The sequence below is a fragment of the Halovivax limisalsi genome (assembly GCF_023093535.1).
GTDB lineage: Archaea > Halobacteriota > Halobacteria > Halobacteriales > Natrialbaceae > Halovivax > Halovivax limisalsi.
In genome coordinates this window covers 68,946-92,849 of record NZ_CP095757.1, presented here as the reverse complement: position 1 = coordinate 92,849, position 23,904 = coordinate 68,946, and the positions used below count along the sequence as shown (strand labels likewise).

Here is a 23,904-nt window from a genome sequence, read left to right as displayed (position 1 = left end):
TCGAGAGATGGTTACCTTCGAAATATTACAAATGAACACGAACCGATGTACTGCCGTCGTACTGGCTGTGGTGCTGCTCGGGGCCGTCTTCGCTCCGCTGGGAGCGGCGAGCCCGACCACGCTCGAGTCGCAGTCTACCGAGCCCGCGGACGCAGCCGACGCGACGGCGCAGATCGACGAATCGCTCTTCGACGAATCCGGAGAGACCGACCTCTTCCTGTACCTGCCGGACATCGACGCGTCGACCCGGCAGGCCGGTCCGGACGCGGTGGAATCGGCGCTGAAGTCGACCGCCGAGCGGACCCAGGGACCGGTGCTCGACGCGCTGGATGAGTACGATGCGGTGTCCGTCCGGGATACGTTCTGGATCCGCAACAGCGTGCTCGTGACGGCGGATCTGGACGAAATCGACCTCGAGACGCTGGCGGCGATCGACGGCGTCGAGCGCATCCTGCCGGCGCCGACCCTCGAGGTGCCCGAACCCGATGGTGCGACGCCGGCCGAGGCCGGTACTGGCGAGCCCACCTGGGGTCTCGACGCGATCAACGCGCCCGAGGTGTGGGAGGACTTCGACGTGACCGGCGAGGGCATCCGCGTCGCGGTCGCCGACACCGGCGTCGTCGCCGACCACCCCGACATCGAACTCGCCGAGGAGGACGGCTGGTACGACGCGACCGGCGACTCCTCGGAGCCGGTCGACACCTTCGGCCACGGGACCCACGTCACCGGGACGATCTCGGGCGGCGACGCCTCGGGAACCGCCATCGGCGTCGCGCCCGACGTCGAGATCGGGGCCGTGCGCGTCTGCCCGGGCCAATCCTGCGACTCGCAGGCCATCATGGAGTCCTTCGAGTGGGCGGTCGAAACGGATTCGGACATTCTCAACTTCAGTCTGGGTGGCACGCCGTACGGGAGTTACATCGAGCCCGTCTACAACACGATGGACGCGGGAACGCTCGTCGTCGCTGGCGCCGGCAACAGCGGGGAAGGAACCGTCATCTCGCCGGCCGCACCGTGGGACTCCGTCGCCGCCGGTGCCATTCACGAGAACCACAGTGTCGCCGGATTCTCGAGTGGCAAGTTGATCACGCCGGAGGACTTCCAGCTGGGCGAGTGGATGAGTCACTGGCCCGAGGACGAGGAGTACATCGCGCCGGACGTCACTACGCCCGGCGTTAACATTTACAGCGCTCACTCGGGCGGTAGCATGGCCGACTGTGGTGACGCCGAGTACTGCCGCGTCAGCGGCACGTCGATGGCGACGCCCCACTCCTCGGGGATCGCCGCGCTGGTCATGTCGGCCGATCCCGACCTCGGTCCGTACGAGGTCAAGGACGTCTTGATGGAGGCGGCCTGGAAACCCGAGGACTGGGACCCCGGCGAGGCCCAGCACTACAATCCGGACACCGGGCGCGACTCCCGGTACGGCGTCGGCATCGTCGACGCCTACGAGGCCGTGAGTCAGGTCGCCGAGCCCCCGGGCGAGGCCGAGTTCGCCGTCTCGATCGACGGGACGAACGCGCCCGTGACCGAGGGCGAGGACCTCGTCGTCGACGCCACGGTCGAGAACGTCGGCGACGGGAGCGGTGACGACACGATCGAACTCGCCGACTTCGACGGTGCGGTCGTCGACAGCCAGTCGGTCTCGCTCGACGCCGGCGAGTCGACGTCGATCGAGCTGACCTGGAACACCGACGTCGGCGACGCCGGTTCCGGCGAGGTGACCGTCAGCAGCGGCGACCAGAGCGACACCGCGACGGTCGAGATTCAGAGCGACGAGCCGCCGGAGGAGGGCGTCATCCGGCTGGGATCGGCCAGCGTCGCAGCCGGTGAGGAAGTGACGGTCGACCTCGACACCGACTTCGACGACATCGCGGGCTACCAGGCCCAGATCAGCTACGACGCCAGCGCATTCGACTTCGTCGAGGCGTCGGGCGTCGACATCAACGATCCGACCGTCAACGACGAGAACGGGACGCTGACGCTCTCGGCGAGTCAGGCGCAGGGTGTGGATGCGCCCACGCTCGCCGAGTTGACCTTCGAGGCGGTCGGGTCGGCTGGCGACTCGACGGACCTGGCGTTCGCGGAGTCGGAGACGCAGCTCAACACCGAGGATGCGATCGTCCAGCCCACGGAATACGCCGACGGCTCGCTCACCATCGAGGCGGACGAGCCACCGGAGGAGGGCTTCATCCGGCTGGGTGAGGCCGAGGCGAGTGCGGGCCAGACGGCGACGGTTTCGCTCGATTCGGACCTCGACGGCATCGCGGGCTACCAGGCCCGTATCGACTACGATCCGTCGGTCGTCTCGTTCGTCGAGGCCGCTGGCGTCGACCTTCCGGACCCGACGGTCAACGCCGAGAACGGGACGCTGACGCTCTCGGCCAGCGCGGCCCAGGGCACCGACGCACCGACGCTCGCGAACCTGACGTTCGAGGCGGTCGGCTCGGCGGGTGACGCGACGGATCTCACCTTCGACACCGAGTTTACCCGGCTCAACACCGAGGACGAGATCGTCGAACCCGCGGAGTACCTGGATGGGTCCTTCGCCGTCGGCGAGTCCGATTGCGCGCTCGCGGGCGACGTGGACGGCGACGGACAGGTGACCTCCATCGACGCGACGAAGACCCAGCAGCACATCGTCGGGATGGATCCGGGCACCTTCAACGAGGCCTGTGCGGATCTGAACGGCGACGGCGAGATCACGCCGGCGGACGTGACCCAGATCCAGCAGATCATCGTCGGGATGACGGGCTGAGGCCGGCTCTTGCGCGGGGAACGCCCCGCGTAAGCGCCAGCCGGTGTCGCGATCCACGTTGTATTTCGTTTCGTTCTTACCTTCCTCGACCGGGCCGCCCAGCGTGACGCGAGCGACCCCGTCGGGCGGACCGATTCCCAGATCGTCCGGTACAGTTCGCACCCACGAGCCGTTTTATGTACTTATTACACTAGTACCTAAGAAAATATAGTCAATATTAGCCATTGCAGCAACTAATTTTATAGTAGAAAAAATATGCCGATTACCTCGCCGAGAGGTGTGACACGATTCATGAGAAGTCAACGCACGACACTGATCGCCGTACTGCTCGCGGTCGCGATGGCCGGCGCGATTTTCGCGCCCCTCGGTGCGGGGGCGAGCGGCCCGCTCCCGTCGTCTGCGACGACCACCGAGACGGTATCGGACGATCCGACGACGGCGACGATCGACGCATCGCTTAACGATGAAACGGGCCCGACTGAACTCTGGCTGGTATTGCCGGGCGTCGCGACGACCGACCTGCAGGGCGGACCGGACGCGGTGGTCGACGCGTTGAAGGCCCGAGCCGCGGTGACCCAGGAGCCGGTGGTCGCCGAGCTCGAGCGCCTCGACGGGGTCGCCGTCGAGGACACCTTCTGGATTCGCAACAGCGTCCGGGTGACGGCCGATCTCGATCGGGTCGACCTCGAGACGCTGGCGGCGATCGACGGCGTCGAGCGTCTCGAGCCGACCGTCGAATTCGAGGTTCCCGACCTGGTACCCGTGTCGAATCCTGTCGAGCCCCGGGACGACCACGTCACTTACGGACTCGATCAACTGAACGTCACGGAGGCCTGGGAGGAACTCGGCGCGACGGGCGAGGGCGTCCGCGTCGTGGTCGCCGATACGGGCGTCCACGCCGACCACCAGGACATCGATCTCACCGAGGAAAACGGCTGGAACGACATCTTCAACAACGAGAGCGAGCCGGTCGACCGCATGGGTCACGGCACGCACGTCAGCGGGACGATCGCTGGCGGCGACGCATCGGGAACGGCGATCGGCGTCGCGCCCGACGCCGACCTCGCGCACGCGAAAGTCTGTGATTCCACCGGGAGTTGCGCCGACGCCGACGTGATGGCGGCGTTCGAGTGGGCAGTCGAGACGGACTCGGACGTCATCAACTTCAGCCTCGGCACGACCGAGCTCGGCACGTTCGCCGACGTCGTCCACAACACGATGGAGGCGGGCACGCTCGTCGTCGCGGGAAGCGGAAACGAAAACGAGGGGTCGGTCATCACCCCCGCCGCGGCGTACGACTCGATCTCGGTTGGGGCGACGAACGAGGAACGGGAGATCGCGCTGTTCTCCAGCGGCGACCTCGTGAGCGAGGGCGACTTCGACGGGAACTACTACGACCACTGGCCCGGCGAGTTCATCGTTCCCGACGCGGCCGCGCCGGGCGTGGCCATTTACAGCGCGCGTGCGCCGGACGCCTGGATGCTCGGCTGTCAGGAGGGCGAGTACTGCACCCTGCAAGGGACCTCGATGGCGACGCCGCACGTGACCGGCGTCGCGGCGCTGGTCCTGTCCGCGAACCCGGACCTCGGGCCGCGAGCGGTCAAGGACGTCATCCTCGAGTCGACCTGGAAGCCGGACTCCTGGGACCCATCCGAGGCGGACCACTTCAACCCCGAGACCGGGCGGGACTCCCGCTACGGCATGGGAATCGTCGACGCCTACGAGGCCGTGCAGCTGGCCGCCGAGCCGGGCGTGGCCGAGTTCGACGTCGAGGTCGCGGGGACGAACTCGCCCGTGACCGAGGGGGAGGACCTGGTCGTCGACGCCACCGTCGAGAACGTCGGCGACGCGAGCGGCGAGCAGACGGTCGAGCTCGCCGATCTCGGTGGGATGACCGCCGATTCGGCGTCCGTCTCGCTCGAGGCGAACGAGTCGACGTCGATCCAGTTGACCTGGAGCACGAAGCCCGGCGACGCCGGCTCCGGGGAGGTGACGGTCAGCAGCTCGGATCACGGCGACTCGGTGCCGGTCGAGATCCAATCGGACGAGTCCGACCCCGGCTGTGAGCTGCCGGGTGACGTCGACGGCGACGGGCAGGTGTCCTCGCTCGACGCGACGAAGACCCAGCGCTTCATCGCGGGCCTCGAACCCGACACCTTCGACGAGGACTGTGCGGACCTGGACGAAGACGGCGATATCACGCCGGCCGACGTGACGGCGATCCACCAGACCATCGTCGGGTCCTGAACACGGAATTGGGCCGGTCCACGTCCGGCACCGGCTTCGGCTGCGTTCCCCGCACTTCGTCGTTTCTCGACTCGAATTCGGACTGGTCGAAGCAACCAGAATATTATACTGTATTATAGCTATACAAATGTGACTGAATCGTCCCGGTGCTAACCGCACTGATTCGTCAGCGGTCGGGGCGGTACGCCGGTGCCGTGGCCCGGATTCAGCAGTTTACCGCCGGACCAGGCATCTATCCGATCGACGCCGGTGAACTTTTTATTTATTAGTGACTAACGGCTCCTCATTTTAGTATCGGAAATTCTCCCCGGAAATGTACGATAGGAAACGTATAATTACAGCTTCTACAGCTGTGGAAAAGACTATTATGCTATAGCAATCAACGTAGAATGAGTCACCATTCCGGTGGCATAAAATGCCATGATACTGAACAGAAGTCAACTTATCGCGGTCGCGCTGGCCGTTTTCATGCTCGGGTCGGTGCTGGCACCGATCGGTGCAGCGATGGGTGCCGGCCCGCAGGGCCCGCTCGATTCGGCCTCGACCGCCACAGATGAACAAGCTTCTATTGTACTGGAATCGGTATCGGTTGGAGATGAATCGGCGACGGTGAGCGTCTCGACCGACGCGTCGTCGGTCGCTGGTTACGGCGCGAACGTCACGTTCGACCCGGATGTCGTTCAGGTCGAGTCGGTCACCGGCGTCGACATGAGCGATCCGGTGACGAACATCAACAACGAGCAAGGTTGGGTCTTTTTCACCCAGAGCCAGGCGAGCGGGGTCGATGCGCCCGAACTCGCCCAGATCGAGTTCTCCGTGCAGCAGTCGGTCGATACGGAGCTCGAGTTCGTCGGCGCGGACACGACGCTGAACGACGATTCGAGTCCGCCGGAGGATATCCCGATCGACCAGCTGGTTGGCACGACGCTCGACCTCGGCGACGGCGGTGAAGAACCGCCCGAAAACACGTTCTCCCTGGTTGCCGGCGAGCAGGAGGGCGACCAGATCAGCGTCACCGCCCGGACGGACGCTGCAGACGTGGCCGGGTACGGTGCGGAAGTCACGTTCGATCCGTCGGTCGTCGAAGTGGCGTCCGTCTCCGGAATCGACATGAGCGATCCGGTCGTCAACGTGGACAACGCAAACGGATCGGTCTTCTTCACGCAGAGCCAGGCGAGCGGCATCGATTCGCCCGAACTCGCCGAGATCACCTTCGACGTAGTTTCGACGGGCGAGACGGAGCTGTCGTTCGTCGAGGAAGAAACGAGTCTTAACGATGGTTCGAGCCCGCCGGAGCCGATCCCGTTCGAGCCGGAGGGCACGACGATCGCCGTCGAGGACGACGGCGGCGAGGAGCCGCCGGAGAACACGTTCTCGCTGGAGGCCGGTGAACAGGACGGCGACCAGATAACGGTGACGGCCCAGACGAACGCGGGGAGCGTCGCGGGCTACGGCGCGAACGTGACGTTCGATCCGTCTGTCGTGGAGGTCGCGTCCGTCTCGGGCGTCGACATGAGCGATCCGGTGACGAACGTCGACAACGAGAACGGCTGGGTCTTCTTCACCCAGAGTCAGGCGAGTGGCGTCGACGAACCGGAACTCGCGGAGATCACCTTCGACGTGGTCGAGACGGGCGAGACGGAGCTATCGTTCGTCGAGGCGGACACGAGCCTGAACGACGATTCGAGCCCGCCTGAACCGATCCCGTTCGAGCCGGAAGGCACGACGATCTCGGTCGAGGACGACGGCGGCGAGGAGCCGCCGACGGACACGCTCTCCCTCGTTGCGGGCGAGCAGGACGGCGACCAGATATCCGTGACGGCGGAGACGACGGTCGCGAACACGGCTGGCTACCAGGCGACGGTGACGTTCGACCCGTCGGTCGTCGAAGTGGCGTCCGTTTCGGGCGTCGACATGGCCGATCCGGTGACGAACGTCGACAACGAGGCCGGGGAGGTCTCGTTCACGCAGAGCCAGGCCGAGGGCGTGGACGCGCCGACGCTCGCGGAGATCACGTTCGACGTGGTTGCGACGGGCGAGACGGACCTCGAATTCGTCGCCGAAGACACGCTCGTCAACAACGAGGACGAGCAGGTGCCGGTCGACCTCGAGGGGACGACCATCTCGGTCGAGGACGACGGTGGTGAGGAGCCGCCCGAAAACACGTTCTCGCTGGAGGCCGGCGAGCAAGAGGGCGACCAGATCAGCGTCACCGCCCAGACGACCGTCGAGAATACCGCTGGCTACCAGGCCAACGTGACGTTCGACCCGGACGTCGTGGAGGTCGCGTCCGTTTCGGGCGTGGACATGAGCGATCCGACGACGAACGTCAACAACGAGGACGGCTGGGTCTTCTTCACGCAGAGCCAGGCGAGCGGGATCGATTCGCCCGAACTGGCCGAAATCACGTTCGACGTGGTTGCGACGGGCGAGACCGATCTCGAATTCGTCGCCGAAGACACGCTCGTCAACAACGAGGACGAGCAGGTGCCGGTCGACCTCGAGGGGACGACCATTTCAGTCGAGGACGACGGTGGCGAAGAGCCGCCCGAAAACACGTTCTCGCTTGAGGCCGGCGAGCAGGAGGGCGATCAGATCAGCGTCACCGCCCAGACGAACGCGGGGAGCGTCGCGGGCTACGGCGCGAACGTGACGTTCGATCCGTCGGTCGTCGAAGTGGCGTCCGTCTCCGGGATCGACATGAGCGACCCGGTCGTCAACATCGACAACGAGAACGGCTGGGTGTTCTTCACGCAGAGCCAGGCGAGCGGGATCGACGCGCCCGAGCTGGCCGAAATCACGTTCGACGTTGTCGCGACGGGCGAAACCGATCTGTCGTTCGTCGAGGGGGACACGACGCTGAACGACGATTCGAGCCCGCCGGAGGACATTCCGTTCGAGCCGGTGGGCACGACGATCTCGGTCGAGGACGACGGCGGCGAGGAGCCGCCGGAGAACACGTTCTCGCTGGAGGCCGGCGAGCAAGAGGGCGACCAGATAACGGTGACGGCCCAGACGGACGCTGCAGACGTGGCCGGATACGGTGCGAACGTGACGTTCGATCCGTCGGTCGTCGAAGTGGCGTCCGTCTCGGGCGTCGACATGAGCGACCCGGTCGTCAACATCGACAACGAGAACGGCTGGGTATTCTTCACGCAGAGCCAGGCGAGCGGGATCGACGAACCGGAACTCGCGGAGATCACGTTCGACGTCGTGGCGACGGGCGAGACTGATCTGGAATTCGTCGAGGCGGATACGAGCCTGAACGATGGTTCGAGCCCGCCGGAGGACATTCCGTTCGAGCCGGAAGGAACGACGATCTCGGTCGAGGACGACGGCGGCGAGGAGCCGCCGACGGACACGCTCTCGCTCGAGGCTGGTGAGCAAGACGGCGATCAGATCGGCGTCGCGGTCGAGACGACGGTCGCGAACACGGCTGGCTACCAGGCGACGGTGACGTTCGATCCGTCGGTCGTCGAAGTGGCGTCCGTCTCTGGCGTCGACATGGCCGATCCGGTGACGAACATCGACAACGAGGCCGGGGAGGTCTCGTTCACGCAGAGCCAGGCCGAGGGCGTGGATGCGCCGACGCTCGCGGAGATTACGTTCGACGTGGTCGCGACGGGCGAGACGGACCTCGAATTCGTCGCCGAAGACACGCTCGTCAACAACGAGGACGAGCAGGTGCCGGTCGACCTCGAGGGGACGACCATCTCGGTCGAGGACGACGGTGGTGAGGAGCCGCCCGAAAACACGTTCTCGCTGGAGGCCGGCGAACAGGACGGCGACCAGATAACGGTGACGGCCCAGACGAACGCGTCGGACGTCGCGGGCTACGGCGCGGAAGTGACGTTCGACCCCTCGGTCGTGGAGGTCGCGGACGTCTCCGGGATCGACATGAGCGATCCGGTGACGAACGTCGACAACGAGAACGGGTCGGTCTTCTTCACGCAGAGCCAGGCGAGCGGCATCGATTCGCCCGAACTGGCGGAAATCACGTTCGACGTGGTCGCGACGGGCGAGACGGAACTGTCGTTCGTCGAGGAGCGGACGTCGCTCAACGACGGGCAGTCGCCGCCGGAACCCATTCCGTTCGAACCCGTCGGCACGACGATCTCGGTCGAGGACGACGGCGGCGAGGAGCCGCCGGAGAACACGTTCTCGCTGGAGGCCGGCGAGCAGGAGGGCGACCAGATAACGGTGACGGCCCAGACGAACGCGGGGAGCGTCGCGGGCTACGGCGCGAACGTGACGTTCGATCCGTCGGTCGTCGAAGTGGCGTCCGTCTCCGGGATCGACATGAGCGACCCGGTGACGAACGTGAACAACGAGAACGGCTGGGTGTTCTTCACGCAGAGCCAGGCGAGTGGCGTCGATGCGCCCGAACTGGCCGAAATCACGTTCGACGTGGTCGCGACGGGCGAAACCGATCTGTCGTTCGTCGGGGCGGACACGACGCTGAACGACGATTCGAGCCCGCCGGAGGACATTCCGTTCGAGCCGGTCGGCACGACGATCTCGGTCGAGGACGACGGCGGCGAGGAGCCGCCGGAGAACACGTTCTCGCTGGAGGCCGGTGAGCAGGACGGCGATCAGATCAGCGTCACCGCCCGGACGGACGCTGCAGACGTGGCCGGGTACGGCGCGGAAGTGACGTTCGATCCGTCGGTCGTCGAAGTGGCGTCCGTCTCGGGCGTCGACATGAGCGATCCGGTGACGAACGTCGACAACGAGAACGGGTCGGTCTTCTTCACGCAGAGCCAGGCGAGCGGGATCGACGCGCCCGAACTGGCCGAGATCACGTTCGACGTGGTCGCGACGGGGGAGACGGAGCTATCGTTCGTCGAGGAAGAAACGAGTCTTAACGATGGTTCGAGCCCGCCGGAGCCGATCCCGTTCGAGCCGGTCGGGACGACGATCTCGGTCGAGGACGACGGCGGCGAGGAGCCGCCGGAGAACACGTTCTCGCTGGAGGCCGGTGAACAGGACGGCGACCAGATATCCGTGACGGCGGAGACGACGGTCGCGAACACGGCTGGCTACCAGGCGACGGTGACGTTCGACCCGTCGGTCGTCGAAGTGGCGTCCGTCTCTGGCGTCGACATGGCCGATCCGGTGACGAACGTCGACAACGAGGCCGGGGAGGTCTCGTTCACGCAGAGCCAGGCCGAGGGCGTGGATGCGCCGACGCTCGCGGAGATCACGTTCGACGTGGTCGCGACGGGCGAGACGGACCTCGAATTCGTCGCCGAAGACACGCTCGTCAACAACGAGGACGAGCAGGTGCCGGTCGACCTCGAGGGAACGACGATCTCGGTCGAGGACGACGGCGGCGAAGAGCCGCCGGAGAACACGTTCTCGCTGGAGGCCGGCGAGCAAGAGGGCGACCAGATCAGCGTCACCGCCCGGACGAACGCGGCCGACGTCGCGGGCTACGGCGCGGAAGTGACGTTCGACCCCTCGGTCGTGGAGGTCGCGGACGTCTCCGGGATCGACATGAGCGATCCGGTGACGAACGTCGACAACGAGAACGGGTCGGTCTTCTTCACGCAGAGCCAGGCGAGCGGCATCGACGCGCCCGAACTGGCCGAAATCACGTTCGACGTTGTTGCGACGGGCGAGACGGACCTCGAATTCGTCGAAAAGCGGACGTCGCTCAACGACGGACAGTCGCCGCCGGAGGATATTCCGTTCGAGCCGGTCGGGACGACGATCTCGGTCGAGGACGACGGCGGCGAGGAGCCGCCGGAGAACACGTTCTCGCTGGAGGCCGGTGAACAGGAAGGCGACCAGATAACGGTGACGGCCCAGACGAACGCGGATGACGTCGCGGGCTACGGTGCGAACGTGACGTTCGATCCGTCTGTCGTGGAGGTCGCGTCCGTCTCGGGCGTGGACATGAGCGATCCGACGACGAACGTCAACAACGAGGACGGCTGGGTATTCTTCACGCAGAGCCAGGCGAGCGGGATCGATTCGCCCGAACTGGCCGAGATCACGTTCGACGTGGCCGCGACGGGTGAGACGGAGCTGTCGTTCGTCGGGGCGGACACGACGCTGAACGACGGGCAGTCGCCGCCGGAGGACATTCCGTTCGAACCGATGGGTACCTCCATCCAGGTCGAGGCGTCGTCGAGCAGTGGTGGCGTCTACTTGCCGCCGCCGAAAGTCGAGAATCCTGCGTCGTTCCAGATCGACTCGGTCGAACTCTCCGCGACGTCGGTCACCGTCGGTGAATCGATCACGCTCCGAATCACGGTCTCGAACACGGGCGACGTCGAGGGGCAGTACGAGTTCCCGATCGACGTCGGATCCACGCCGGTCAGCGTCCAGGAGCTCACACTCGGCGGTGGCGAGACGACGACGATCGAGGTCTCGCACGCGTTCGAGTCGGCCGGTACGGTGACTCTCTCCGTCGACGGGACCGCCGTCGGCGACGTGGCGGTCACCGAATCAACCGCCGGTTCGTCCGCGAGCGCCGAGTCGGCGGAGAACGGGTCGACCGATTCCGACGGTGCTGCGAATGACGACGGCGCGGACGACGGTGCCTCGTCAGACGGCGATGCCGAATCGGACTCCGTCTCGCCGAACGGCACCGACGGCATGCCCGGGTTCGCCGCGGCGAGTGCGCTTATCGCCCTCTTCGCGACGGCGCTTATCGCCCGGTTCCGGATCGGCAACTGATCGGCGAGGCAAGCCGCCGCGACTCGGCGGTCCGCAAACGGTTACGACCGCAGATATGTACCTTCACTGACTACTGTTGCAGATTGTTCCGCTCGAACGCACGGCTGACACTGTTTTCGAAACTCCGGCGGCTCCCAGATATACCTTCGAATATTAAAGTTTGAAACGAATATCTAACTAAAGTCTCAATTGATGATTGCCGGCCACAATACTTTATTTGTGGCTGCAATGCCTCCGTTCGCATGATAGTCAGACGATCGAGACTGTCACCGAACGGAGGAAGTACCAGATGACGACACGAATCACGCGTTTCGTCGCCGTTTTGTTCGCCTGTTTCCTGGCGACGTCCGTCCTCGCGCCCGTCGCGGTGGCGGCCACGCCGGCCGCGTCGTCGATCGGTGACGCGGCGGTCGCGCCCGACGCGTCGACGGAGACGACGGCGACCGTCGATCCGGCGCTCCAGCGCGAATCGGGCAAGACGGAGATCGTCGTTCGCCTCCCGGCCGCCGAGGAAGCCGCCCTCGACGGCGATCGGGAGGCGGTGATCGACGCCCTGCAATCGCACGCGAGTCGGACGCAGGCGCCGGTTCTCGACGAGATCGAGGGAATGGACGGCGTCACCGTCGAGCGAACGTGGTGGATCACGAACGCCATCATGGTCACGGCGGATCTCGATCGGGTCGATCTCTCGTCGCTCGCGTCGATCGACGGGATCGAACGCCTGCACGCGGATCGCCAGTTCGAGGCCCCGGCGCCGATCGAGGCGTCGCCGGCCACCGAAGCGGTCGAGAACGTTACGTACGGCCTCGACCAGATCGACGCGCCCGAAGCGTGGGACGCGTTCAACGCGACCGGCGACGGGGTTCGCGTCGCCGTCGCCGACACCGGCGTCGACGACGATCACCCGGACATCGAACTCGCCGAAGCGGACGGCTGGGTCGACCTGGCCGGTAACTCGACGGAACCGGTCGACAATCACGGCCACGGGACGCACGTCAGCGGGACGATCTCGGGCGGGAACGCCTCCGGCACGGCGATCGGCGTCGCGCCCGACGTCGAACTCGGCGTCGCTCGCGTCTGTCTCACGAGCGCGTGCGACGGCCAGGCGATCCTCGACTCGTTCGAGTGGGCGGTCCAGACCGACTCGGACGTCTTGAGTATGAGCCTCGGCGGCCCGCTCACCGGCGACTACATCGAGCCCGTCCGCAACTCGATGGCGGCGGGGACCCTCGTCGTCGCCTCGATCGGTAACTCCGGCGAGGGGACGGCCGGATCGCCCGGCGCCGTCTACGACTCGCTCGCCAGCGGCGCGACCGACGAGGCCGGGAACGTCACGGCGTTCTCCGGCGGGATGCTGATCGACACCGACGAGGCGTGGGGCGAGGCCGCCCCCGACGATTGGCCGGCCGAGTACATCACGCCCGACGCCGCCGCGCCCGGCGCGGAGGTCTTCAGTTCGAACGCCTACGGCGGCGAGATGTGCGGCGACGTCGAGTACTGCGAGGTCAGCGGCACGTCGATGTCGGCGCCGCACAAGAGCGGCGCCGCGGCGGCGATCCTGTCGACCGCGAGCGAGGACATCGACCCGTACGAACTCACGGATCTGCTGACGGGAACGGCCTGGAAGCCCGACTACTGGGACGAGTCGATGGCCGAGGACGCCATCGGCGAGAAAGACACCCGGTACGGTCACGGCATCATCGACGTCCACACCGCGGCGGCGCTCGCCAACACCTCCGCCGGGATCGAGGGTACGGTGACCGACGCCGACGGCACGCCGATCGAGGGCGTGACCGTCACCGTCGACGACGAATTCACCGCCGAAACGGACGAGAACGGCGCGTACGCGTTCACGCAACTGCCCGGCAATCACACCGTCAGCGTCGACCCGTTCGGCTACGAGGCCGCCCAGCAGTCGGTGACGATCGAGAACCACAGCCACGTCGCCGACGCGGACTTCGCGCTCCAGCCGCAGCTCGACGCCGCGGTCGCCGCGGACCAGCCCGACCGCATCGAGGGCGGCGAGTCGCTCTCGACCACGCTGTCGGTCGCGAACCTCGAGTCGATCACGGTGTCGCTCACGGGCGAGTACGACGAAGCCGACGCCGCGCTCTACGTGGACGGTACCGAGACGGACTTCGGCGAGCCGGTCACCTTCGACGACCCGTTCACGGGCGATCTCGAGGTGATGGTCGAGACGAGCGCCGACACGAGCGGCGAACTCGGCCTCGAACACGGCCTCGACGGCCTCGGTGAGACGCTCTCGATCGAGACCGGGCCGACGATGGTGTTCGAAGACCTCGTCGACGTCGCCGTGGTCGACGACACCGAAACCTTCGGTGCCGACGTCGCGGCGACGCTCGACGACGAACTGCCGATGGAGTACGCACCCTCGACCGTCACGTCGAGCGACCTGCTCGAGGGAACCGCCGACGTCGACGACTACGACGCGATCGTCGTCCAGAACGTCGATCCCGCGATGGGCGCGGAGCTCGTCAACGCGACCGACTCGATCGAAACCGGCGTCGTCTACCTCGACCAGTGGGGCAGTACCAGTAACGGCATCCCCGTTCACTCGGACGTGACGGGCGAGCCGGCCGACACGTTCCAGGACGATCTGGGGACGCCCCCGGTCATCTACGAACTCCAGGCCGACCACCCGATCTTCGACGGCGTGGGCGATGCCGGCGATACCGTCGACATCCACACCGGATCGTTCGCCGACCTCTCGTGGTTCGAGAACACGTCGTACGACGTGCTCGCCGCGTCCGGCGACCAGGACGGGATCCACGGCGACGCGTTCGCGATCGACGAGGAGTCGGCGACGATCTTCGCGTCCTCGCTCGGCTACACGCCGTGGGCCGGGAGCGGTGATTACACCGAGGACGCCGACGCGATCCTGGCCAACAGCGTCCAGTACCTCGTCGAATCGTCCGGACCCGAGGCGACGATCTCGCTCGAGGACGTCACGACCAGTCCCGGCGAGACGGTCGACGTCGACCTCTCGGTCGATACGGCCATCGCGGGCTACGAGGCGACTGTCTCCTTCGACCCCGACGTCGTCCAGGTCACCGACGTCGACGGCGTCGACATGGCCGACCCGATCGTCAACGTCGACAACGACGCGGGCACCATCTCGCTCGCGCAGGGCCAGGCCGACGAGGTTCCGGCGCCGACCGTCGCCTCGATCGAGTTCGAACACGTCGGCGACGCCGGCGACGAGACCGACCTCGTCTTCGACGAGGAAGAGACCGCGGTCAACGACGCGAACGGCCACCTGTTCGTCGCGACCGATGACGGCTCGATCGGCGTCGCGCCGTGTGACCCCGGCGACGTCAACGCGGACGGTGACGTCACCACCTACGACGTGACGCTCACCCAGCAGTTCATCGTGGGCCAGGAGCCGACCGACACGTTCCACGACTCCTGTGCGGATGTGAACGCCGACGGCGTCGTCACGCCGGCCGACGTGACCCTCATCCTGCAGGACATCGTCGACACCCACGGTCCGGACGCCATCGCCGGCTGACCCAGACACGTCACGAACGTCACACTCTCCGACCGGCACCGATCCGTGCCGGTCTCGCCGGCGCGTCGCTGAGTGGCGTCGCGCCGACGACGTGCGGCCGCGGCACGACCGCTCGACCACATCGCCGCCGTCGTCTGCCGCCACCCGTCCGGGCGCTCACACCGCCCGACGGGCCTCACGTCGCACCGTCCGTCGACATCGTCGACGAAGCACACGCGCGATAACCGGATATCGCCCGGTCGCCCGAAACACCCCTCTCGAAACCAATCGATGATACGCTCGAAATCGACCCCGCTGACCCGACTACTGTGCGTCGTCCTGGTCACTGCTATCCTCGTCGGTGGCGTCGGCACCGCTTCGCCCGCCTCGACGGCTGGTCTCGTCGCCGACCAGGAACCAACCGATCAGTTGCCCGCAACGGCCCATTCGTCGACGGCGCCGACGGACGAATCCGCGGCCGAACTCGAACTCGAGGTGGTCGAGGAGTCGCCGGAGACGGTGACGGTGTCGCTCTCGACCACCGCCGAGAACACGGTCGCCTACGCCGCCGCTCTCGAGTTCGATCCGGACGTGGCGACGGTCGAGTCGATCGACGGCGTCGACTTCGAGTCGCCGTACGCGAACGTTGAGGACGGCCGGGTGACGTTCACGCAGTCGACGATCCCGGACGAGGCCGTCGACGCGCCGGAACTCGCCCGGATCACGTTCGACCTCGCGGCGGGCGAGACGGAACTCTCGTTCGTCGAGAGCGACACCATCGTCGAAAACGCCGACATCGAGGAAGTTCCGCTCTCCATGCAGGGCGTCACGATCGACGCCGACGGCGGCTCGGCCGGAGCGCCCGACACGGGCGATCGCGATCCGGATGCGTCCGACGAGTCGGCGGACTCCGGGACCGACGCGACGGATAATTCGGACGCTGCGGCCCCCGGTTCGTCGGCTGGCACGGCCGATCCGGGTGCGTCCGGCGACGATGCCGACCGGTCGGACGGCGGCGAGGGCGGGTCGCCCGATGTGGCCGATCCGAGCGGTGACGACGCCGTCCCCGGATTCGCCGGTAGCGCGGGTGTCCTGGCCGTGCTGGCCCTACTCGCGTTTGGCCGGCGGATCGGGTGATCGACTTGGGCGTCGTCGCTCGGGGCCGAGCGGATCCGTCGCCTGCGACCGGCAAGACCGACCGTCCCGGACCGCACGCGGGATCGGCCGCCCACGGATCGAGGGGGTCGTGAGGTTAATGTCGGTCCGGCGTCCACTGACCGGTATGAATCGGAACCAGCTCATCGCGCTCCTGTTCGCGTTCCTCATGGTGTCGTCGATGGTGGCCTACGGCGTGTCGACGCTCATCTGACCCGGCGGTCCACGCAGCGCTACCCCGACGGTCCACCGCCGCCCGGACCGCCCGGGCCGCGCCGTCTGTTGCCGTCGGCAGGCTGGCGCTATCGTTCCTCATCGGTGCTGTGTGCCGGTCGTTCGGCGGTGCGGTGCGAGTCGCTGAAATCACTGGCAACTCGACCGCTCAGCTCTCGGTGTCCCAGACGTCGGCGAGCGGACTCGCCCGTTCGCGTCGCGCGTCGGTTTGGGTCGAGTGGTCGGTCGGTTCCGACCGCGACGGGGAGCGATCGGTCGCGGGTGCCGTCGACGCGGTGGCGTCGCCGACCGCGGCGGCGGGGTCGAACGGCGGTAAGTCGGGCGTCGACAGGCGATCGACTTGCGCGGCGAACCAGTCGGGCATGTCCGATCGGGCCCGTTCGAAGCAATCGAGCAGGCTTTCGTCGGCGAGATAGGTCGCGCCGTAGTCGTCGGGCGCGCGGACGACGCGGCCGCAGGCCTGCATGACCGTTCGAAGCGTCGCCCGATAGTACCAGGCCCACTGCCCCTCGGCGAGGCGGTGGGCGATGCGGGAGTCGCCGGTGTTCTGGAACGGCGCCTTGCAGAGCACCTGCCAGCGCGCGAGGTCGCCGTTCAGATCGAGCGCCTCCTCCATCTTCACGGAGAGGAAGACGTCGGAATCGTCGGCGGCCTTCCAGCGCTCGAGGGCGGCGTCGCGGTCGTCGCGGTCGTGACTTCGAACCCGGGCGCCGACGCCGAAATCCGAGAGCGTGTCGCGAAGGCGCTCCTGGATGTCGTAGGAGTGGGCGTGGACGATGCCCTTCTCGTCGGGGTGGGCGGCCATGATCCGGACGATCGCGCGGGCGATCTTCGGGAGCGTCTCGTCGCGGTGCTCGTAGGTCATCTTCCCCCGCGTGACGTCGTACAGCGGCCGGTTCTCGACGGGGAAGGTGTGGCCGACGTCGACCAGCGCGACGTCGTCGGGGTCGAGCCCGACCTGTCGGCAGAACGCGTCCTTGTTGAGGATCGTCGCCGAGAGCAGGGCGAACTTGTTGCCCCGATCCCAGACCGTGTGGGCGAGGTACTTCTCGGGGTTCATCGGCTTGATCGTCACCGGACCGCCGGCCGGTTCGTCGGCGGACTGTCCGCCCTCGCCGCCCGCCGCCGCGGCGTCGGCTGCGGTTGCGGCGCCGGCCGACGGATCTCCGGACGGCGCCGTCTGGTCGACCAGCCACGTCGTCGGGCTCTGCGGATCGCGATAGTCCGAGACGAACCAGTCGAGGTCGCCGACGAGCTCCTGGAGGCGGTCCCGCTCGCGGACTTCGGCGGGCGTCAGTTGCTCCTGGGCGAGCAGGTCGTCCTTCCGGCGGGTGCAGACGTCCGCGAGGCTCTCGGCGTAGGTCGCCGCGCGTTCGAGCGGATCGCGGTCGGCGGCCTCGAGGTCCGGCACGCGCAGGTCGTCCCAGAACGGAACGGTTCGCGGGCCGAGGTGGATCGTCGCGTACATCTCCGCCCACTCCGCGAGGCCGTGGGCCTCGTCGATGACGACGACGTCGCGCTTGCGAAAGACCTCGCTGCCCGCGGTCTGCATGAAGTACGCGAGCGTCATCGCCGCGATCTCGCGGTTCGACGCGATGGCGCGGTCGGAGAAGTACGGACAGCGGTGTTTGACGTCGCAGTCGTAGCCCCGTTCGCGCACGCAGGGCGCCTGGTTCACCGGCGTGTTCTCCTCGCCGGGGAGGATGCAGCTGTAGTTTCCCTTCCCCCGAATGATGTTGAGGTCGGCCAGCAGGTCGTCCGCCGCGACGTCGTCGAGCTGGGAGACCTGCGGCGTCGTGTAGTAGGCGCTGCTGGCCTCGCTCGGCTCGGCCTCCGCGGCGGTGCGGGCACAGCCAGCGATGGCGCGAGCGAGCAGGGACTTGCCGCTGCCCGTCGGCGCGCGCACGAAGACCACGTCGTTGCCGGCCGCGAACGCGTCACGGATGTCCTGGAGGGCGCGTTCCTGGGTCCCGCGGTAGGTCGGCGCGGGAAAGGCGTCGAAGATCCGTGCTGGTTGCACTGTCAGAGAGGGCGGCCGGGGTCGTCCTAAACCTGACGACTGTCCGCGGCCGGTGACGGTCGAAGCCGTCGACGACCGCCCGACGACGACCGGAAATCGGCCCCTAGGGACCGGTCAACCGACCGTTTCCGACGGTAGCCGATCGATTACGAATACGACGGCCGGACGGTCGTTCGAGTGTGGAAGGGTCGCTCAGCGGCAGAGCACCACGGCGCCGCTTGCCCGTGGCGGCCATCCGGCCGCGTGGCGTTCAAATCCCACCCCTTCCGCTTATTACATCGCCGGCGAGGAAAGCGGTGACTGTAATTTGCACGGATGGCTCGCTTCCCGATTAGTCTCGATCACTCGGGGGCGGCCGGGTCCTCCTCGACCGGTCGGTCCGCGTGTTCGAGGTCGCGCTCGGAGAGGGCCGCGACGTCGGCCTCGGTCGGTTCCTCGGGCAGGAGTCGGATACACGGGTAACACAGCTCGTGCGTCGTCCCGCCGGTGAGTTCGAGCGTCAGCCCGGTGCCGCCGGTCGCGCGGCGCTCGTCGAGCCCCTGAAGGGTGACGATCGACCCGGCGGGGACGATCTGGCGGTCACAGCCGTCGCACGCGGTTCGAGTCACAGTGGAGATGATCGACTGTCCCTGAAAGCGATTCGGCCGGCACCCGCCGTGGGGGTGAACGTTTTGCCGTCGACCGTCGAACGACCGCACATGGAGCTACGGTGTCGCGGCTGTGCTGGGTGCTGCCTCGACTGGCGGCCGCTGGTCGGCGCCGACGGGCGGGTCGGCGAGCCGGAGTCGGGCGACGGACGTGTCGCCGACGTGGCGGACCCGGCCGGCGGAGCGAGCGAGTTCGAGGATCCCAACCGCGGTCCGTTCCCATCCCTCGACGACGTCTACAACCTCGTCCCGCTGGAGCGCGACGAAGTGCGGGCGTTCGTCGACGACGGGCTGGGCGACGTCCTGGCGCCGCGGCTCTGGGCGGCCGGGCCGGACGATCCCCGCGTCGAGGTCGGCGACCACCGGGTCGCGGCGGTCGCGGGCCGCCCCGCGTTCTTCGTGGGCCTTCGAAAACCGCCGAAGCCGGTGGCGCCGTTCGGTCGCGAGGAGCCGACCTGGTTGCCGACGTGTACCTTCCTCGATCCGGAGACCTTGCAGTGTCGCATCCACGAGGACGAGCGCTACCCGGCAGAGTGCGGCGCGTACCCGGCGCACAACCTGGCGCTCTCCCGCCAAACGGAGTGCGAGCGCGTCGAAGACGCGACGGGCGAACCCCGGTTACTGTCCGTCGGCGACGACGATCCGACCCCGCCGGACGATCGCCTCCTGCTCGGCCCGCAGGCGATCGGCGGCAAGGTGTTCTGCCACCCCGATCCGTCCGAGATCGAGGGGGCGGTCGACCGACTCGCCCGCGGCGAGGCGACCGCCGCGGATCGCGCCGCGTTCGTCGCCGTGGCCGCCGCGTCGAGTCCCGGGATGGTCGAAATCTCCGATCGCCACTACGAGGAGGCCCTCGAGCGAACTATCGAGGCCTCCTCCTGGGCCGGGCGGGCGATCGAGGAGTGGGAGCGGCTGGCCGAGGACGCGCCGGCGGATCCGTCGCTCGCCGAACGAGTCGAAACTGCCCGCGGAGCGCCCGAGACGCCGGGGTGGGAGGATCTGGCCGGTGACCCGTCCGGGTGACCGGCGACCGCCCGAATCGACGGCGCTTCGTGGTTCGGATCCGCTTCGATCCTGCCGGGTCGGTGATCCCGGCGGAGCACCACCGGTCGAACCGCGAGCGTCGAGGAGCCGTCGCGGCGCTGTCCGCCGGTGGGTGTCGCGGAGAAACGGGTCGATCAGTTCGATTTGATCTCCTCGAACTGGTTCAGCAGAGCTTCGGTCGACTCGCCGGAATCGTACTCCACCTGTCCGTGGTAGATGGTTCGCTCGTCGTCGAAGTCCGCGTCCACGGTCGAGGCCTGCTTTTCACGGCGCTCGTGCTCGTCCTCGTCATAGGCACCCATTGACATGGTAAGTATACGCATCGTAGGGGGGTCGGAGATATCAATGTAACGGTCGTTCACACCTATCTGTCGAGTGTATGAAACCAATACGGGCCCCCTCCGGCGGGGTCACGGCGGTATTCACCCGTGGTGTGGCGGATTCGACGGCGCGGACGAAGCCGAAGAGGTATCACGGTCGCCGTGCCAACGACTACGCGTGGCCCGTCCGCTCAGATTTCGACACTCGCCCGAGGCCTGGAGCGAGGGGCGCGTCGAACGCCAGCTTTTGTCGTCCTTGCAGGACAACATCGGTGCCGAGGCCGTTTCCCCGCGATTCGAGGCGGGCGGCGGCTGGACGACCCACCGCTTCGAGATGGACAACGGCGACGTCGCCCTCTTCGCGCGCCGGGACGACGAGGCCTACTGGATGGGAAACACGGAGACGCCGAAGGCGCTCTGGCGGACGGAGAAGTACGGCTGGCGCGAGGTCCCCTACCACGTCGCTCGCTGGGCCCAGCGGGAGTTGCTCGCGACGCTGCACGAGGAGGATCCATGGCTGGCCGACTATCCGCACCTCTCGTGGTTTTTCCTGCCGGTCTTCATGTCGAAGGACGGTCGCGACTCGACGCGGGCGTTCTTCCGCGATCACGCGGGCGGCTTTCCGGACGTCGACCGCGAGACGGCGCTGCAATTTTTCGAAGACCTCCTGCACCGCGGGACGCTCGACCCCTACCGGCACACGATGTCGGGCAAACTCGGGACGAGCGAGACGGTCGACCGGGTCCGAATGAGCGCCGCGATGGCCGAGTTCGTCGCGGCGGACCTCCTCACGACGGCCGGCTACGACGTCACGCCGGAGATCGAAGTGACGACCGGTCACTCGCTCGATTTCAGGGCCGAGGACGACGCGACGAACGTCCTCGTGGAGGTGACGCGCCCGCAACCGCCCGCGACGCGAGCGGCGAACGGCCCGGTCGCTGCGATCCGGGATACGGCACAGACGAAGACCGACGGCCAGCTCGCCGCCCACGGCGGCGGGGCGGTCCTCTTCGTGGACTGTTCGTCGTTCCCGGACGACGCCTGGCGGGCCGTTCGCGACGAGCGGCCCGACGTCAGACACCGCCCCGCGGTCGTCTATCGCGTTCGACCCATGAGCCGCGAGGCCGATCCCAAAGAGGCCTCGGATCGAGAGAGCGGGGAGCGTCGACGACCCGCGAGCCGCATCGAGGGCTATCGGAAGGGGTCCGTTCCGCTCGATCTGGACGTAGCGATCGAGTACGTCGACTGAGCGAACGCGTCTAGTGACGGCGTCGAGTTCACGATCCGCGCGGTGATCGCGTTCGTCGGTGATCGACCGTCGATGCGCGGCCGGTCTCGGCCCGGTCGCTCGTGCTCGGCTGCGCTCGAGTCCGTCACGCACCCTTCCGTCAGTGTGCCCGTTCGTCGGTCGCCCGTTCGCCGCGTTCCGACGTATCGCGCGGAGCCGAGACCACTGCCAGCAGGAGGGCGACGATGCCGGCGAAGGCGATAGCGATGCCGGCGAACGCGACGGGCGTGAGACCGCCCATGAAGATCCCGACCAGCATGACGACCAGCCCGACGAAGAGGCCGGCGACGGGAATCCCGAACCCGATCGACGGTACCATGCTCACTGGTACCATGCCGTACTACTTTACTTTCCGGGTCGTCGGTCGCCGTTGCTCGACGAGGGAGTTCACGGCCGTCGACGGGGGTTTCCCGGCCGCTTGCCAGGCCGTCGACGCGACGTCAGAAGGAGAGGGTGGCGGGGCTGTAGGGACTTCCCGGCGGCGTCGGATCGCGGTCGCTGTACCCGTAGCGGCCGATGGCTTTCCGACTCAGCGCGCTCTGCAGCGTGAGTTCGACTTCCTCTGCCGTCTCGAACGTCTCGGGTGCGACGCGGTCGAGCACCTCGCCGACGGTCTCGGTGCCGTTCGGGAGGTCGATCGACCGATTTCCGTACGCGTCGACCAGGGCCGCCGACGTGATCGGGTACTCGATATCGTCCGTGAATCTGACGGTGCCGGCTGTGGGCATTACGTGGGACCCGACGCCGGCCCCAAACTTAACTATTTACCATGAAGAAAGGGGTGCGACACCGTCTCGAACGGGGCCGACACTCGAACCCATTGCCAGCCCCGGACGGCGAATCGCCACCGCCAAACGAACCGCTCGTCGCCGACGCGAGGCCTCGCGACCGGACGCGACACAACGCCTTTGGCGTGCTGGACCGTCCGATTGCGTGTGACTGAAACTGGTCCGTACGCGGATCTGCACGTCCATACCACGCGATCGGACGGGTCGCTGGATCCGGCGGCCGTGGCCGATGCGGCCAGGACGGCGGGCCTCTCGGTGGTGGCGATCACGGATCACGACGCCGTCGCGCCGTTTTCGGGGATCCGGACGGACCGGTCGGGCGATCGACCGATCACGGTCGTGAGCGGGATCGAACTCAGGGTCGAGACGGCGACCGGCGCGCGAATCGATCTGCTCGGCTACGGCGTCGACCACACGGACGCGCTTCTGGAGGCCCTCGACGGGATCCAGGCGAACCGACGGGAACGGGGACGTGCGATGAGCGAGCGAGTCGAATCCCGCCTCGATATCGACCTCGACGTCGATCCGGGGCGCGGTTTCGGCCGGCCCCACATCGCCCGCGCGATCGACGCCAGCCCGGCGACCGACCTCGACTACGGGGATGCGTTCGACGAACTGATCGGCGACGACGGGCCGTGTTACGTCCCGCGGGAGATCCCCTCGTTCGACCGCGGCCGGGACCTGCTCGCCGACGCCTGCGACCTCGTTTCGCTCGCCCACCCGCTCAGATATCGCGATCCGGGCGACGCCCTCGCGCTCGCGAGAAACGTCGACGCCGTCGAACGAGCGTACCCGTACGGCGACGCCGTCGATCTCTCGCCGGTCGATCGAGCGATCGAGGAACACGGGCTGGCCGTCACCGGCGGGAGCGACGCCCACGACGATCGACTCGGACGTGCAGGGCTGGATCGAGCGGACTGGACGTCGCTCCCGATCGAGGACTGACCGGTCGACGCGGCGGGCCGTCGGTCGCGGTAGGTTCGGTGGAGAGCGGTGGGTTCAAACGGGCCGCGGTCCTAGGCCGACCATGCACTGTCACTACTGCGATCGATCGGCCGCGTTCACCGCCGAGTCCGGCGGGATCACGGTCGGTCTCTGCGAGCGCCACTTCAAGGAGCGCCTGGAGGAGCTCGCCGACGCGGACGGACTGGAAGCGCTGAAAGAGCGCGTCGACGTCGACCGAACCGAGTAACGCGTCGGGTTTGCGCGCC

General features: G+C 67.3%; 14 protein-coding genes and 1 tRNA gene. 10 read left to right on the top strand and 5 right to left on the bottom strand.

Annotated features, from left to right (window positions below):
* Positions 1-31 precede the first annotated feature (31 nt).
* The 5 genes from MXA07_RS00425 (at position 32) to MXA07_RS00405 (ending at position 16,334) form a co-directional block, all read left to right on the top strand.
* Positions 32-2,758 carry a S8 family serine peptidase gene (locus tag MXA07_RS00425; RefSeq protein ID WP_247730078.1) on the top strand — a complete coding sequence of 909 codons (2,727 nt, stop codon included), beginning with the start codon at positions 32-34 and terminating at the stop codon, positions 2,756-2,758.
* A gap of 291 nt (positions 2,759-3,049) precedes the next feature.
* The gene (locus MXA07_RS00420; protein ID WP_247730077.1) at positions 3,050-5,005 is read left to right on the top strand and encodes a S8 family serine peptidase; all 1,956 of its coding nucleotides are present in this window, start codon (positions 3,050-3,052) and stop codon (positions 5,003-5,005) included.
* A gap of 609 nt (positions 5,006-5,614) precedes the next feature.
* Positions 5,615-11,689 (top strand): cohesin domain-containing protein, encoded by a 6,075-nt coding sequence (locus MXA07_RS00415; protein ID WP_247730076.1) that lies wholly within the window; start codon positions 5,615-5,617, stop codon positions 11,687-11,689.
* A gap of 289 nt (positions 11,690-11,978) precedes the next feature.
* Entirely contained in the window at positions 11,979-15,218 is a 3,240-nt protein-coding gene (locus tag MXA07_RS00410) for a S8 family serine peptidase (RefSeq protein WP_247730075.1), read from the top strand.
* A gap of 270 nt (positions 15,219-15,488) precedes the next feature.
* Entirely contained in the window at positions 15,489-16,334 is an 846-nt protein-coding gene (locus tag MXA07_RS00405) for a hypothetical protein (protein WP_247730074.1), read from the top strand.
* A 400-nt stretch (positions 16,335-16,734) separates the two neighbouring features.
* Here the strand turns inward: MXA07_RS00405 and MXA07_RS00400 are convergent, their stop codons facing one another.
* Positions 16,735-18,606 carry a helicase C-terminal domain-containing protein gene (locus MXA07_RS00400; RefSeq protein WP_247730073.1) on the bottom strand — a complete coding sequence of 624 codons (1,872 nt, stop codon included), beginning with the start codon at positions 18,604-18,606 and terminating at the stop codon, positions 16,735-16,737.
* Between the two features lie 181 nt (positions 18,607-18,787).
* Here MXA07_RS00400 and MXA07_RS00395 point away from each other — a divergent pair.
* Positions 18,788-18,875 (top strand) — tRNA-OTHER (locus MXA07_RS00395).
* A gap of 72 nt (positions 18,876-18,947) precedes the next feature.
* Here MXA07_RS00395 and MXA07_RS00390 read toward each other — a convergent pair.
* Positions 18,948-19,214, bottom strand: a complete 267-nt coding sequence (locus MXA07_RS00390; protein ID WP_247730072.1) for a DUF7561 family protein — start codon at positions 19,212-19,214, stop codon at positions 18,948-18,950.
* A gap of 90 nt (positions 19,215-19,304) precedes the next feature.
* Between MXA07_RS00390 and MXA07_RS00385 the strand changes: the two genes are divergently transcribed.
* Positions 19,305-20,276, top strand: coding sequence for a YkgJ family cysteine cluster protein (locus MXA07_RS00385; RefSeq protein WP_247730071.1), 972 nt, complete (start codon positions 19,305-19,307; stop codon positions 20,274-20,276).
* A gap of 155 nt (positions 20,277-20,431) precedes the next feature.
* On the opposite strand, the gene MXA07_RS00380 is transcribed toward MXA07_RS00385, so the two are convergent.
* Positions 20,432-20,605 (bottom strand): DUF5786 family protein, encoded by a 174-nt coding sequence (locus tag MXA07_RS00380; RefSeq protein ID WP_247730070.1) that lies wholly within the window; start codon positions 20,603-20,605, stop codon positions 20,432-20,434.
* A gap of 190 nt (positions 20,606-20,795) precedes the next feature.
* Here MXA07_RS00380 and MXA07_RS00375 point away from each other — a divergent pair, with 190 nt between their 5' ends.
* Positions 20,796-21,866 carry a DUF5784 family protein gene (locus tag MXA07_RS00375; protein ID WP_247730069.1) on the top strand — a complete coding sequence of 357 codons (1,071 nt, stop codon included), beginning with the start codon at positions 20,796-20,798 and terminating at the stop codon, positions 21,864-21,866.
* A gap of 139 nt (positions 21,867-22,005) precedes the next feature.
* Here MXA07_RS00375 and MXA07_RS00370 read toward each other — a convergent pair whose 3' ends face one another.
* Positions 22,006-22,224, bottom strand: a complete 219-nt coding sequence (locus MXA07_RS00370) for a hypothetical protein (protein ID WP_247730068.1) — start codon at positions 22,222-22,224, stop codon at positions 22,006-22,008.
* A gap of 121 nt (positions 22,225-22,345) precedes the next feature.
* Positions 22,346-22,633 carry a DUF5789 family protein gene (locus MXA07_RS00365; protein ID WP_247730067.1) on the bottom strand — a complete coding sequence of 96 codons (288 nt, stop codon included), beginning with the start codon at positions 22,631-22,633 and terminating at the stop codon, positions 22,346-22,348.
* A 201-nt stretch (positions 22,634-22,834) separates the two neighbouring features.
* On the opposite strand from MXA07_RS00365, the gene MXA07_RS00360 reads away from it, so the two are divergent.
* Both MXA07_RS00360 and MXA07_RS00355 read left to right on the top strand, forming a co-directional pair.
* Positions 22,835-23,638 carry a PHP domain-containing protein gene (locus MXA07_RS00360; protein WP_247730066.1) on the top strand — a complete coding sequence of 268 codons (804 nt, stop codon included), beginning with the start codon at positions 22,835-22,837 and terminating at the stop codon, positions 23,636-23,638.
* Positions 23,639-23,720: 82 nt separating this feature from the next.
* A complete protein-coding gene (locus MXA07_RS00355) occupies positions 23,721-23,885 on the top strand; it encodes a DUF6757 family protein (protein WP_247730065.1) in 165 nt (54 codons plus the stop codon).
* Positions 23,886-23,904 lie beyond the last annotated feature (19 nt).